The 12,584-nt window shown below is 66.9% G+C and carries 14 protein-coding genes; 10 read left to right on the forward strand and 4 right to left on the reverse strand.

All coding sequences use genetic code 11. The annotated features are described in order from the left end of the window. The first annotated feature begins 68 nt into the window (after positions 1-68). From ACR65K_RS12720 to ACR65K_RS12745, 6 genes are all read left to right on the forward strand, one after another. Complete coding sequence (locus tag ACR65K_RS12720; protein WP_440153172.1) at positions 69-893, forward strand: sugar phosphate isomerase/epimerase family protein; 825 nt, start codon at positions 69-71, stop codon at positions 891-893. 108 nt (positions 894-1,001) lie between these two features. Then, positions 1,002-1,775: an SDR family NAD(P)-dependent oxidoreductase gene (locus ACR65K_RS12725; RefSeq protein WP_056337729.1), complete on the forward strand. Its 774-nt coding sequence runs from the start codon at positions 1,002-1,004 to the stop codon at positions 1,773-1,775. Between the two features lie 48 nt (positions 1,776-1,823). After that, positions 1,824-3,596 (forward strand): dihydroxyacetone kinase family protein, encoded by a 1,773-nt coding sequence (locus ACR65K_RS12730; protein ID WP_440153174.1) that lies wholly within the window; start codon positions 1,824-1,826, stop codon positions 3,594-3,596. After that, entirely contained in the window at positions 3,596-4,087 is a 492-nt protein-coding gene (locus ACR65K_RS12735) for an RpiB/LacA/LacB family sugar-phosphate isomerase (RefSeq protein ID WP_440153175.1), read from the forward strand. Before ACR65K_RS12730 ends, ACR65K_RS12735 begins: the two co-directional genes overlap by 1 nt. 23 nt (positions 4,088-4,110) lie before the next feature. Further along, positions 4,111-4,380 carry a hypothetical protein gene (locus tag ACR65K_RS12740; protein ID WP_056337736.1) on the forward strand — a complete coding sequence of 90 codons (270 nt, stop codon included), beginning with the start codon at positions 4,111-4,113 and terminating at the stop codon, positions 4,378-4,380. Further along, complete coding sequence (locus tag ACR65K_RS12745; protein ID WP_056337739.1) at positions 4,380-4,820, forward strand: SRPBCC family protein; 441 nt, start codon at positions 4,380-4,382, stop codon at positions 4,818-4,820. Before ACR65K_RS12740 ends, ACR65K_RS12745 begins: the two co-directional genes overlap by 1 nt. On the opposite strand, the gene ACR65K_RS12750 is transcribed toward ACR65K_RS12745, so the two are convergent. Continuing rightward, positions 4,798-6,339: a carboxylesterase/lipase family protein gene (locus ACR65K_RS12750; RefSeq protein ID WP_440153176.1), complete on the reverse strand. Its 1,542-nt coding sequence runs from the start codon at positions 6,337-6,339 to the stop codon at positions 4,798-4,800. The genes ACR65K_RS12745 and ACR65K_RS12750 overlap by 23 nt on opposite strands. 103 nt (positions 6,340-6,442) lie before the next feature. Between ACR65K_RS12750 and ACR65K_RS12755 the strand changes: the two genes are divergently transcribed. Then, positions 6,443-7,195: a GAF and ANTAR domain-containing protein gene (locus ACR65K_RS12755; RefSeq protein WP_440153177.1), complete on the forward strand. Its 753-nt coding sequence runs from the start codon at positions 6,443-6,445 to the stop codon at positions 7,193-7,195. Here the strand turns inward: ACR65K_RS12755 and ACR65K_RS12760 are convergent. Next, positions 7,180-7,500, reverse strand: coding sequence for a hypothetical protein (locus ACR65K_RS12760; RefSeq protein WP_440153179.1), 321 nt, complete (start codon positions 7,498-7,500; stop codon positions 7,180-7,182). The two genes, ACR65K_RS12755 and ACR65K_RS12760, sit on opposite strands and share 16 nt — an antisense overlap. Before the next feature lie 159 nt (positions 7,501-7,659). On the opposite strand from ACR65K_RS12760, the gene ACR65K_RS12765 reads away from it, so the two are divergent. Both ACR65K_RS12765 and ACR65K_RS12770 read left to right on the forward strand, forming a co-directional pair. Next, positions 7,660-7,980 (forward strand): metallothionein, encoded by a 321-nt coding sequence (locus ACR65K_RS12765; protein ID WP_440153181.1) that lies wholly within the window; start codon positions 7,660-7,662, stop codon positions 7,978-7,980. 35 nt (positions 7,981-8,015) lie between these two features. Continuing rightward, the gene (locus tag ACR65K_RS12770; RefSeq protein ID WP_440153182.1) at positions 8,016-8,453 is read left to right on the forward strand and encodes a universal stress protein; all 438 of its coding nucleotides are present in this window, start codon (positions 8,016-8,018) and stop codon (positions 8,451-8,453) included. Here ACR65K_RS12770 and ACR65K_RS12775 read toward each other — a convergent pair. Both ACR65K_RS12775 and ACR65K_RS12780 read right to left on the reverse strand, forming a co-directional pair. Beyond that, the gene (locus ACR65K_RS12775) at positions 8,450-9,385 is read right to left on the reverse strand and encodes a methyltransferase family protein (protein ID WP_440153307.1); all 936 of its coding nucleotides are present in this window, start codon (positions 9,383-9,385) and stop codon (positions 8,450-8,452) included. The two genes, ACR65K_RS12770 and ACR65K_RS12775, sit on opposite strands and share 4 nt — an antisense overlap. A gap of 140 nt (positions 9,386-9,525) precedes the next feature. Continuing rightward, on the reverse strand, positions 9,526-10,785 hold the full coding sequence (locus tag ACR65K_RS12780) for a glycoside hydrolase family 1 protein (protein ID WP_440153184.1): 1,260 nt from the start codon (positions 10,783-10,785) through the stop codon (positions 9,526-9,528). Positions 10,786-11,005: 220 nt separating this feature from the next. On the opposite strand from ACR65K_RS12780, the gene ACR65K_RS12785 reads away from it, so the two are divergent. Next, positions 11,006-12,562, forward strand: coding sequence for an ABC transporter substrate-binding protein (locus ACR65K_RS12785; RefSeq protein ID WP_440153186.1), 1,557 nt, complete (start codon positions 11,006-11,008; stop codon positions 12,560-12,562). Positions 12,563-12,584 lie beyond the last annotated feature (22 nt).

Raw genomic sequence — 12,584 nt, forward strand, 5'->3', positions numbered from 1 at the left:
CTGTTGACAGTTAACGCAGTTACTGTGGTCTCCATCACTACCGCTCGGCACGAACCAGAGGATCAATGATGTTCCATTCCAGACTCGGGTGCTCATCCATCAGCTTCCGGCACCAGGACCTGGGCAGCGCCCTGCACACCATGAAGGGGCTGGGTTTCGAGGAGATCGACCTTGGCGCGCTGCCGGGTGTCTGCGACCACGTTCCCTACGAACTGACGGACGCGGCGGTTGATGCTGTCTCTGCGGAGGTTTTGGCCTCCGGGCTGCGGGTCCGGTCCGTAAATGGCGACATCGGGGACCTGAACGCGGTGCTGGATCGCAACGGTGAATCCGCCAGGCAGCGCCATCTCGACGCCCTGCTCACGCTCACCTCCAACATCGGCGCAAAGGCCCTCGTCCTTCCCTGTGGAGCCCTGGACCATACCCCGGTGCGCAGCCTCGAGGAGGACCTGGACCTCATCGCCGCCCAGCTCGTTGGTGCCTGTCGGCGCGCCGCCGAATTCGGCGTCGAACTTTGGACCGAATCCCTGCACTTCCTGCGGTTCTGCTGGAACCTGGAGCGCGCGGGGATGCTGGCCGACCGTCTGGCGGGCTCCGGCGTCGGAATCGTCATGGACTTCAGCCACATCGTGGCGTCCGGCGAGGACATCCAGGCATACCTGGACCGGCACCCGGGCCGCATCAGCCATGTCCACCTGCGCGACGCCGTGCCGGGGAACATCAACCTCAGCATCGGCAACGGCGATGCCGACTTCGCCGGAGGCCTGAAGCGGCTCGCCGCCGACGGCTACACGGGCCACTTTTCCCTTGAACTGGAGACCCGGGACGTCACCAATGACGAGCGCCCGGCCGCCGCCGCCAAGGCGGCTAGCTTCATCACCGACCTCATTTGAACCATCGATTGCTCCGTAACTGCCGTTATGGGCCCTCATAACGGCAGTTACGGAGCAATCGATCCACCCAAACAAGCGATCCACGCACACAATTCAAGGAGCACCACCATGACCACCATCCACCGCACTGCAGTCCTCACCGGAGCCACCTCGGAACGCGGCATCGGCATCACCACCGCCCGCCGTTACGCCCGCGAAGGCTGGGGCATCGTGATCCTGGACCTCGACGGAGAGAAGTCAGCCAAGGTTGCGGCCGAAATCGGCAACGAATTCAACGTCGCCGCCTTCGGCCACGAGATCGACGTTGCCAACGAAGCGTCCGTAACCGCCGCCCAGGCCGCCGTTGCCGCCGAGGTGGCCGCCGGCAACCTCCCGCCCGTCGGTGCCCTGGCCAACATCGCCGGCATTACGTCCCCGGTTCCGTTCCTGGAAACCACCCTTGAGCTGTGGCACAAGGTCATGGACGTCAACGCCACCGGCACCTACCTGGTAACCAAAGCCTTCCTGCCGGACATGATCGAGAACGGGTGGGGCCGCATTGTGAACATGTCCTCCGTGTCCGCCCAGCGCGGCGGCGGCGTCTTCGGCAAGGTTCCCTACTCCGCCGCCAAGGCAGCCATCCTGGGCTTCACCAAGGCCCTGGCGCGCGAGCTGGGCGCCACCGGCGTCACCGTCAACGCCATCACCCCCGGCGCCGTGGACACCAACATCCGCGTGGGCAGCACCGACGAACAGGAAGCCGCCATCAACGCCGGCATCCCGCTGGGCCGCAACGCCACCACGGAAGAAGTTGCCTCCGTGATCACCTTCCTGTCCTCCGAGGACTCGGCCTACCTCACCGGCACCACCATCGATATCAACGGCGGCAGCCACATCCACTAACAGCCCCTACCAAACTCGCCGACCACCGCGTACGCCGGAGAACCCACCATGACCAAAATCTTCAACGACCCCTCAGAGTTCGCCGAGGAGGCCCTGGCCGGCTTCTGCGACGTCCACTCGGACCTGGTCCGCCAGGTTCCCGGCGGCGCCGTCCGCCGGTACCGCCCGGCGGAGCCCAAGGTCGCAGTCCTGGCCGGCGGCGGATCGGGCCACTACCCGGCCTTCGCCGGACTGATCGGCGGCGGCTTCGCCGACGGGGCGGTGGTGGGCAACATCTTCACCTCTCCCTCGGCCCAGCAGGCGTATTCGGTGGCGAAGGCGGCCGAATCCGGGGCCGGCGTGGTCTTCACCTACGGCAACTATGCGGGCGACGTGATGAACTTCGGGATGGCCAGCGAACGCCTGGCCGCCGAGGGCATTGCCGTGGAGAACGTGCTGGTGACGGACGACATCGCCAGCGCCCCGCCGTCGGAATCCGCCAAGCGCCGCGGCATCGCCGGTGACTTCACGGTGTTCAAGGTGATGGGCGCGGCTGCGGAGGGTGGCGCGGACCTGGCCGAGGTGGCCCGCCTGGGCCGCAAGGCCAACAGCCTGACCCGGACCATGGGCAGCGCGTTTGCCGGCTGCACGTTCCCAGGCGCCGAATCGCCGCTGTTCACCCTTCCCGACGGGCAAATGGGCCTGGGCCTTGGAATTCACGGCGAGCCCGGCCTGCACGACACCAACCTGCCGTCGGCCAGGGACCTGGGCCGGGAACTGGTGGAGCGGGTGCTCGCCGAAACGCCGCCGAACGCTGGCAAGCGGATCGCCGTCATCCTCAACGGGCTCGGCTCCACCAAGCATGAGGAGCTGTTCGTCCTTTGGGGCACTGTGGCCCCGCTGCTGCGCGCCGAGGGCTACACGCTGGTCATGCCTGAGGTGGGCGAGCTGGTCACCAGCCTGGACATGGCGGGCGTCTCGCTCACCATCACCTGGCTGGATGAGGAACTTGAACCGCTGTGGACGGCCCCGGCGGAAACTCCCGCCTACCGCCGAGGCAACGCGGCCCGGGAAGCCGGTGCGCTGGGCGCCGAGGAGGCGCCCGACGACGGTGCCTCCGCTGCGGCGTTCGTTGCCACTGACGCCTCCCGTGGGTACGCTGCCGCCTGCGTTGCTGCCATTGCAGCCGCCCGCACGTCCCTGCACGACGCCGAGGAACGCCTTGGCCGAATGGACGCGATTGCCGGAGATGGCGACCACGGCCGCGGCATGGTGCGCGGGGTGGATGCAGCTGCGGCAGCAGCGTCGGACGCACTGGGCAGGGGAGCCGGCGCCGGCGACGTGCTGGCCGCCGCCGGCGACGCCTGGGCGGACAAAGCTGGTGGAACCTCCGGCGTCCTGTGGGGAGCGGGACTGCGCGCGTTTGGTGAAACGCTGGGAAACACGTCCGCGCCTGCGCCCAGTGCCCTGGCGGCAGCCGTGACAGCGTTCGCGGACCGGATCGTCCAGCTGGGCAAAGCCGAGACCGGCGACAAGACCATGGTGGACGCCCTGCTGCCCTTCGCCGCCGGATTCAAGCGAGCCGTGGCTGACGGCGTGGATCCGGACCGGGCCTGGCAGGACGCCGCACGTGAGGCGGCCACCGCGGCGGAAGCCACCGCTGACCTCCTTCCCCTCAAGGGCCGGGCCCGCCCCCTGGCGGAGAAGAGCCTGGGCACGGCGGACCCTGGTGCCACGTCGCTGGCGATGGTCTTCGCCGTCATGGGGCCGCATTTCACCATCACCGCTGCGACGAGCGGCAATGGAACGGTGCCTGCCGCTGCACCGGCGGGAGCACAGTAATGACAACGGAAGGACAATCAATGGGACTGCGGCTCATTGTCGGCGCGGACGAGGCCGGCGTGGACTACAAGGACAAGGTGCTGGCGGACCTGCGGCAGGATCCGCGCGTCAGCCAGGTCATCGATATCGGGGTCAACCGAAGTGACGCCCCGGACGACTTCACCAGGCCCTACCCTTACGTGGGCATCACGGCCGGGGAGATGATCCGGGACGGCAAGGCGGACCGGGCCATCCTCTTCTGCGGTACCGGAATCGGCGTGGCGATCGCCGCGAACAAGGTGGACGGCATCCGGGCCACCGCCGCCCACGACTCCTTCTCCGTGGAGCGTTCCATCCTGTCCAACGACTGCCAGGTGCTCACCATGGGCCAGCGCGTGGTGGGCATCGAACTCGCCCGGCGCCTGGCAAAGGAATGGATCGGCTACACGTTCGATCCGTCGTCGGCCTCTGCCGGCAAGGTGAAGGTCCTCACCGATTTCGAGGGCTGCTAGCACCCGGCCGCAAAGGGGGAACCATGAAGCCGTACCCCTCCCAGGACTGGAGCCGCCTGATCGGCGTTCCGGTGGAGATCCGCAAGGACTTGCAGGTTGTCCGGACCGGCGTGGTGGATGACGCCATGCGGGATCCGGCGGTCCTGTGGCTCGCCGCCGACGCCGGGGCCGGAAGGGCATTGTTTGCCGCCGCCGAGGGCTACGAGGCATGGATCCGGCCGCAGGAGCTGGGCGGAAAACTGTGCTTCAAAATGGCTGCCGCCCAGCTGCAAGGTGCTCCTAGACTGGGGTGATGATCACAGTCACCGGAAGTGTGGAAACCAACCTGTCCGCGGAGAAGGCCTTTGCCTTCATGAGTGAGTTTGAGAACACCAGCAAGTGGGACCCCAACACCCCCGTTATGGACAAGCTCACCCCGGGGCCGGTGGCCGTGGGGCACAAGTACCATGCCGAGTCGGAGTTCAGGGGAAAGCGCCAGACCCTGGTCTACGAGGTCATCGAGCTGACCGACAACCACATCAAGCTGCGCGGCGAGAACAAGACCGTCACGGCTTTCGATTCGATCGACGTCAGCCCCAACGGGACCGGCTCGGTGGTGAAGTACACAGCCGAGTTCAGCATCAACGGGCCGGCCAAGATCATTCAGCCGCTGCTGAAGCCTGCCTTCATGTCGCTGCGGGATCCGGCGCTGAACGGGATCCGCGACACGCTTAACTCGCTGGCTGCAGCCTGACGGCTTCGAAGAACTCCCGGACCTTCTGCCGGGGGTCGGCTTCCAGCCGGGACTCGCCGTCGAGCATCATGGTGGTGCGCTGCGGTCCGTACTCCGGCCACGCGAGGTGTTCCGTGCCGGGCGTTCCCGTGCCTGCGAACGCCGCCCAGGCCCGGCTCATGGCGTCGCTCAGGGGCTGGGGAGCCTTGGCCCGGGTGAGGAAGGCCGCTTCCGGCGCGTCCAGGTGCCGGAAGACGAAGGGGATGTCCAGGGCGTGGCAGGCTCCCAGCTTCCCGCCCATGGCCGGGCTGCGCCAGGTGAACAGGTACGCGAAGTTCTTTCCGCCGGCAGCCTCCCGGCGGGCGGCCAGCAGCCGGTTGCTGGGCTGGCGGTAGAGGGAGTCTGCGATGGCCGCTTCCAGGAGTTCCTTGCCTGCCGGTTCCCTGCCCAACAGCCGGGTGAGTGCCTCCGCATAACCGGGGGTGGCTTCAGGTGGGACGCCGGCGCCGGACAGTACGGCGCCGGCGCGGTCCGGATAGCCCGGGTCAGACGCGGAGTCCGGGCGCATCTCGACGGCGAACGAGCCCTCGTTCAGGTTGGTGCCGATCAGCAGGTCCACCCCACGGTTGACCCCGTTGCGGACGGCCTCCAGCGGTGGCACCGGCAGCGACGGCGTGCCCACCGTGGGCTGGAACGGCAGCGGAACCGCGAACGACTCCTGCGCAGCACGCCTCTCCAGGGCGGCCTGGGCTTGCAGCAGCCGCTCCACTGGCAGGGTCAGCAGCTCCTTTGCTGAGGAGCCGTCCAAACCGCAGAGTTCAAGGAATGCGGCGGTGATCCGCGCAGATTCCTCCGGTCGGCGGTAACGTTCGGCCGTGCCGCTTTGCATGATGGCCCGGCGGAAGAGTCCTTCCGACGACGGCATGCCCAGCAGGGTGCCGATGGCTGCGGCGCCGGCGGATTCGCCGAAGATGGTCACGTTGTGGGGGTCGCCGCCGAAGGCGCCGACGTTGCGGCGGACCCAGCGCAGGGCCTCCAGCTGGTCCAGCAGGGCAAGGTTGGAGTCACTGTAATCCCGCCCCAACAGGTCCGCCAGGTGCAGGAAACCCAGCGCACCCAGCCGGTAGTTGACGGACACCAGCACCACGCCCGCCGCGGCGGCGAGCCGGGCGCCGTCGTACATTGCATCACTGTTGGCGCCCATGAGGTACGCGCCGCCATGGATCCAGACCATCACCGGCCTGGCCGGCCCGTCCGTCCCCGGCGTCCAGACGTTCAGGTTCAGGCAGCCCTCTTCGCTCCAGGAGCGCGGCGTTGAGCCGGGGGGTGCATGGGGTTCGGGGTTCTGGGGAGCGGCCGGGCCGGGGGTGGTGCAATCGAGCACGCCGGTCCAGGGCGCCACCGGCACCGGCGGCCGGAAGCGGTTGGCTCCCGACGGCGGTTCCGCGTAGGGGATGCCAAGGAACCGCTCGATGGTGGTCCGGTCAGTCTCGAGGGAGCAACCGCGGACGGATCCGTCCGGGGTGGAGAGGCGCGTCATGGTTGACAGGTTACGACACGGGCGCAGGTAGGCTGGCATCACCGTTCGGCAGTGGGCGGCCACAGTGGTGTGGCTTTTAACTAATGTCCGGGAGGTAAGACGCGTGCTCAACGCCGGCGTCCCTGAAGACGAGGACTTCGCAGACGTTGCCCTGCATATCCAGGAGTCGTTCCTGCAGAACCCCGAGGTTGAGGCGTTCCTCCAGGATCTCGCGGCCTATGCGGCGGCCAGGCTTGGCGGGCAGGGGCAGATTTGCTCGTGTGAGATCGTGGTGCTGCGGCCCAAGAAACCCGTGGCGAGTGCCGGCAGCAACTGCAGTTCGCGGCTCTTCTCCCAGTTGGAATCCCAATTTGGCGATGGTCCGGGGACAACGGCGATGCGGACGGCAAAGACAGTGCTGGTTCCCGACCTCCAGCGGGAAGAGCGTTGGCCGGAATACGTCCAGGCTGTCCAGGAGCACGGCTTCCGCTCAATCCTGAGCATCCCCGCAGTGCTGGAGGGGGATTCGCAGGGCGTGCTCACGTTCCACTGCTCGGAGCCACTCTCCTTTGGCAGCCACGGAATCGATGCCGCGGAAGCGTTCGTCCGGCAGGCCTCCAAAGGCCTGACGCTTGCCCTGCGGATGCTGAAGCTGGAAGAGACCAGGGACGGCATGAGCGCCGCCATGCAGACACGCACCGTGATCGACCTGGCGACCGGGGCCATCATGGCGCAGAACCGGTGCAGCCAGGCTGCGGCCTTCAAGCTGCTGCGGGACGCCTCCAGCACACGGAACATGAAACTTCGGGACGTTGCAGCTGCCGTTGTGGCGTCGGTGGCCGGGGCCGCGGACACCTTCACCTACTTCGACGAGTAGGGATCCTGGCGCTCCGGGTCCTTCTGCTTCGGGTCATGCCGTTCCGGCATCCGCGCGGAAAGGGCAGAGCCGCTCAGGGGAGCCCGAAGCGGCAGCCCTTCAGCCGCGCAGTGTTCGTTGACAGCCTGCGCCAGCGCGTCACGCTCCTTGGCTGAAAGGTGGGCCTGGCCCGCGCAGTAGTCCCGGATCAGGTGTTCCGGGGCGTCCCCGCCCAGCCCGGCGAACTCCAGCCACAGCTGTGCCAGGTCCAGCCGGCACTCCCGGATGACAGCACCGGTCAGGGCCTGTTGGTCCACGGCATCCATTGCACCCGTCCTCGCCTTGGTTGCAGTACTACGTATGGGGTTCGGAACGGCCGCCACCCTGGATGGGCAGGGATTCGAGAAATCTCTGCCCCAAATTGGCCCATGCCCGCCGGGGACCTTCGCCCCTAGGCGTGCGCCCCCTGAAGGAGGTCCACTGAAGTGTTGGAGCAGGCGGGTTCACAGGAGGAGAAGACCATGGGTGCATGTGATGTCTGCGGCAGCAGCGATGGCCGCATGTTCACCATCAGTATGGGAAACCAGACAGGCACGTTCGACAGCTTCGAATGCGCCATCCACATGATGGCTCCCGCATGTGAGCACTGTGGCTGCCGGATCCTGGGCCACCCTGTTGAAAGCGAAGCAGGCATCTACTGTTGCCTGCACTGCGCCAGGGAAGCCGGAAATCCGCACCAGGCCGCCAAACCCGGGCATTCCACGGTGGCCGTGCCGGCACAGGGTACGTCGACAAGCCAGGGCTAGCCCGCATCAGATAGCGCACCAGGAAAAGGAAAACCGTGGCCGGTATCGGAAGCTTCAGGATTGTGGTGGGCGTGGACGGCTCCGAGCAATCCAGGGCGGCAATGGACTGGGCGATTGAGGAGTCCAGGCTCCGCAAGGGCGAGGTCCAGGCGTTGGCGGCGTGGAGCTTTCCCTACGTCAGTGATGCGCTCGGCACCGCCTGGGACTATGAAATCTTCCAAAAGGACGCGCAGGCCATGCTGGAGGCGGAGCTGGAACGCGTCAAGGACCAGGGCGTGCCCACAACGGGCAAGCTCGTGGAGGGGAACCCGGCAGCGGCACTCATTGACGCCTCCCGCGACGCCGACCTGGTGGCAGTCGGCTCCCGCGGCCATGGCGGCTTCACCGGGATGCTCCTCGGTTCCGTCTCCCACCAAACCATCCACCATGCGCACTGCCCGGTGCTGGTGATCCGCGAACCGGCCGCCGATTAGGGCGCTCGGCGGGCTCTGGGAAGTCTGGGAATCCAGCAGCGGACCGCCCGCCGGTACTGCCGGAAGTCGTCGCCGAACCGCTCCATGAGGTCCGCTTCTTCAAGGGGCCGTACGGCGTAGTTCCACACCAGTGAGCCGAGGACTGCGTAGCCGACGACGAGCCATGACTGCAGGATCAGGCCCACGGCAGCCCCCTGGGCGATGCCCGCAACAGCCATAGGATTGCGGATCCAGCGGTAGGGCCCGGCGATGACCAACCGGTTGGGCATCGCGGAGGGCAGCGGCGTGCCATCACCCAGCGTTGACATCACTGCCGCCGACCAGATCCCGAGCGCGCTGGCCAGGACGAGGATGGCGATGCCCACGGGCATCGTGCCCGGGGGGAACCCGAGGGCCAGGCCCCAGCGCTGTTCGAGGAAGGCCAGGCAGGGCGGAACCAATCCAAGGAAGAAGCCCCAGAACGCGACGATCTGCCCGAACGTCCGGGCCATATGGAATCCGGGGTTTCGTCGGCTGCGGGCGGGGCGGAATGCGAACGGGCCCCTGATGATCCACTCGGTGGGTATGTATCCCTGCACGAGGATGCAGAGCGCGGCAACGGAACCCCCCGCTGCGGCCATCATCGCCATCACCCCCAAGCCCGCCTGCGTCGTGACAGTTGCATAGGCGGCCAGCGCCACGGCGACGGCAACAGTCCACGCAGTGCTGACGACGGCGGCAATCCTGGCGGCGGCAGTCCGGCCGCAGAGGGCGGCGGCTGCGGAGGCAATGACAAACAGGGGGACGTCGAAGGCCGCAACCAGGACGGAGTCCAGGTCCCCGAGCGTAGCCCGGCGTACCGCGGGCGACAGGAACACAGCGGTCCACCAGAGACAGCCGGCGACCGCCTGAAGGGCAAAGTATGCCCTCCCCCACTGGACCAAGCCCCACATGGTCAAGTGCGCCACAGATCCCCCGAATCTTCTGGTGCCGTGAAAGGTACGGCGGGTCCCAGCCTAGCCAACGCAACCCCAGGTAGCCGGAAATGGGAAAGGCCCGGACTCCACAGGGAAGTCCGGGCCACCGGCTGCTTCTAGGCAGGCTGCGGCGCTTCCGCCAGGCTCTGCTGCCGTGCCAGGCTGCCCAGCCAGCGTGCGCTTTCCTTCGGGATCCGCTCCTGCGTGGAGCGGTCGACCGCGATCAGGCCGAACTTGGGCCGGTAGCCGAAGATCCACTCGAAGTTGTCGAACGCCGTCCAGGCGATGTACCCACGCACGTCGATGCCGTCGGCAAGGCAGGAGGCAACGCCGTCGACCGCTGCCTTCAGGTAGTCCACCCGCTGGGTGTCATCCTCCGTGGCAAGGCCGTTCTCGGTGACCATGACGGGGATGCCGGCGATCCGGTGCGCCTCCCGGATGGTCGCTTCCAGGGCCTGCGGGTAAATCTCTTCACCCATCTGGTTGGTGGGAACGCCGCCAGGGGAAGGGGTATGCCCATCCGGGCCGTATACGGTGCGCCCGTAGGTCTGGATGCCCACGAAGTCATCGCCGCGGGAAGCCTCCAGGAAGCGTTCGTTGACGTCGCGGCGCACCCGGCCGGCAATTTCCTCACCGCCGGCGATGGACTGGATGTCCGAATTTGCCAGCGTCCAGCCCACCTGCAGGTCCGGGCGGTGCGCCTTGATGGCTGCCGTGGCGGCCCGGTGTGCCGCCACCTTCACCTGGAAGCCCGCCTCAGTGGAGCAGAACTGGAACGGGGCAACAGTGCTGGCGTCGACGCCCAGGCGCTCCGCGGCGGCCGCCCACATGGGCACCGAACCCCGGTTCTCCGGTGCTTCCCCGCCGATGCCGAAGGACTCCAGCAGCCAGGGAAGGTTGGGTTCGTTCAGGGTGCAGGCGACGCCGATCAGGTGGCCCAGGTGCGCCATCACCCGGGCGCAGTAACGGGCGAAAAGGTCAGGGGTCTCCTGGCCCTCCCAGCCGCCCATCTGAAGCAGCCAGCGCGGTGAGGTGAAGTGGTGGAAGGTGACCACCGGGGTAAGGCCGTGCTCGTGGCACGCCTCCAGCACCCGCTTGTAGTGGTCCAGTTCGGCCACCGAGAAGTGGCCTTTCTCCGGCTCAACCCGGGCCCACTCAATGGAGAAGCGGTAGCTGGTGAAGCCCAGCCCGGCGATCAGGGCGACGTCCTCCCGGTAGCGGTGGTAGTGGTCCACCGCATCGCCGGACGGCTCCGCGAAGATGGTCCCGGGCAGGTGCTCCAGGAACCAGGTATCGCTGTTGACATTGTTGCCTTCCACCTGGTGGCCTGCGGTGGCCACGCCCCAAAGGAAGTCGCGGGGGAACGGGTTGGTCATGGGGTTCCTTTCGTGATGGACGCGTGAAGGCGTCCCAGGCTTCGCTGCCCTGCATCCATCCTGTCGGCCCGCGTGACCGCCGCCACAATACTTTTTCAATCAATGACATTGTCATGTTTGGTGCAGGCGGCCGCGGCCGATTCTGGAAGGGAGCCGGGCACCTCCGGCCCCACTGTTTTCCTTTCCGTTGCAGTCATAGAAGAATGCGAAGGCGCACCACATGAAACTCCTGACCACCACCGCACGCGGCAGCGCTGCCGTCCTGACCGGTGCCCTGTTGGTGGGCTCCCTGGCCGCCTGCGGCGGCGGGTCCAGCCAGGCCGCCGCCAAGGCCGACACCAGCAGCCTGACCCTGGCCATCGACAGTGATTCGGCCTCCTTCGGCTTCGACCCGCTGCGCGTCTCCGCAGCGCAGCGCCAGTTCTTCGAAGGCCTCTACGACAGCCTGATGACGCTCCAGCCGGACGGCTCCGCCGGCCCTGGCCTGGCCAAGGAGTTCAGCTACAACGCGGACAACACGGTCCTGACGCTGACCTTGAAGGACGGCGTGACATTCACGGACGGCTCCAAGCTCGACGCCGACCTGGTTAAGGCCAACCTGGACCGCCGGTCCGACCCTGCCCTGAGTGCCTATTCCGCCGTCGCCAAGGGCGGGGCGCAGGAAATCATGTCAGTGGACGTTGTCAGCCCCACCCAGGTGGCGTTGACCTTCGCCAAACCGCAGCCCGGATTCGAGAAAAACCTGGCCTCCACCACGGGCATGATCGTGGGCAAGAACGGCGTCACTGACACTTCAACCCTGGCCGCCACACCCGACGGTTCCGGCCCGTACACCCTGGACCCCTCCACCGTGAAGGGCAACAAATACGTCCTGGTCAAGAACGACAAGAGCCCGGATGCTTCCAAATACGCCTTCAAGAAGGTTGTGTTCAGCGTGGTCCTGGATCCCCAGGCCCGGGCCAACGCCCTGGTTTCCGGCCAGGCCGACGTCGCCATGCTGACCTCCAACACGGTTGACTTCGCCAAGTCCAAGGGCGTTGGAGTGTCCCAGATCGGCGGCACCGTCAACACCATGATCTCCTTCGACAAGACCGGCAAGACCGCTCCGGCGTTCGGCCAGGAAAAGGTCCGCCAGGCCATCCAGTACGCCATCAACCGCAAGGCCCTGGTGGACGCCCTGCACAAGGGAGACATTCCCGCCTGGAACGCGCTGCCCAAGGATTCGGCCGGCTTCACCAAGGACCTCGAGAACAAGTTTGCGTACAGCCCGGAGAAGGCCAAGAGCCTGCTCGCCGAGGCCGGCTACCCGAACGGCTTTGAGTTCACCATCATTGCCGGCGCCCAAACACAGACGGACCTGCAGGCCGTCCAGAAGGACCTTGCCGCCGTCGGCATCACCATGAACGTGAAGATGGCCGCCTCCACAGACGAAGCGTTCGCCGCCGTCGCCACCACGCCGCTGGGCTACGCGCCGCTGAACTGGGACAACCCCGTGGGTGTGATGTACGGGGCCATCCTGAACGGCTTCACCAACGTCCAGAAGGCCACCGACGACCAGCTGAGCGCCGCCACCGGTGAGCTGGCCGCAGCCAAGGATGACGCAGCCGTCAAAGCAGCCGCCACCAAGCTGAACACCCGGCTGGTGGAGTCTGGCTGGATGATCCCGCTGTACGAGGCGCTGACCAACCAGGGCTACAACACCAAAAAGGTTGCCCAGGTGAAGTTCGCCGGCACTAACGCCTACCCGCTCCTGTCGTCCTACACCCCGGCCAGCTAACACCACGTTCCATCCCGCCGGG

Source organism: Arthrobacter sp. SAFR-179 (genome assembly GCF_059414945.1).

Coding starts and splice junctions, on each gene's coding strand:
- ACR65K_RS12720 (WP_440153172.1), top strand. CDS start 69: ATGTTCCATTCCAGACTCGGGTGCTCATCCATCAGCTTCCGGCACCAG.
- ACR65K_RS12760 (WP_440153179.1), bottom strand. CDS start 7,500: ATGGATGCCGTGGACCAACAGGCCCTGACCGGTGCTGTCATCCGGGAG.
- ACR65K_RS12745 (WP_056337739.1), top strand. CDS start 4,380: ATGATCACAGTCACCGGAAGTGTGGAAACCAACCTGTCCGCGGAGAAG.
- ACR65K_RS12785 (WP_440153186.1), top strand. CDS start 11,006: ATGAAACTCCTGACCACCACCGCACGCGGCAGCGCTGCCGTCCTGACC.
- ACR65K_RS12750 (WP_440153176.1), bottom strand. CDS start 6,339: ATGACGCGCCTCTCCACCCCGGACGGATCCGTCCGCGGTTGCTCCCTC.
- ACR65K_RS12735 (WP_440153175.1), top strand. CDS start 3,596: ATGACAACGGAAGGACAATCAATGGGACTGCGGCTCATTGTCGGCGCG.
- ACR65K_RS12725 (WP_056337729.1), top strand. CDS start 1,002: ATGACCACCATCCACCGCACTGCAGTCCTCACCGGAGCCACCTCGGAA.
- ACR65K_RS12780 (WP_440153184.1), bottom strand. CDS start 10,785: ATGACCAACCCGTTCCCCCGCGACTTCCTTTGGGGCGTGGCCACCGCA.
- ACR65K_RS12740 (WP_056337736.1), top strand. CDS start 4,111: ATGAAGCCGTACCCCTCCCAGGACTGGAGCCGCCTGATCGGCGTTCCG.
- ACR65K_RS12730 (WP_440153174.1), top strand. CDS start 1,824: ATGACCAAAATCTTCAACGACCCCTCAGAGTTCGCCGAGGAGGCCCTG.
- ACR65K_RS12775 (WP_440153307.1), bottom strand. CDS start 9,385: ATGTGGGGCTTGGTCCAGTGGGGGAGGGCATACTTTGCCCTTCAGGCG.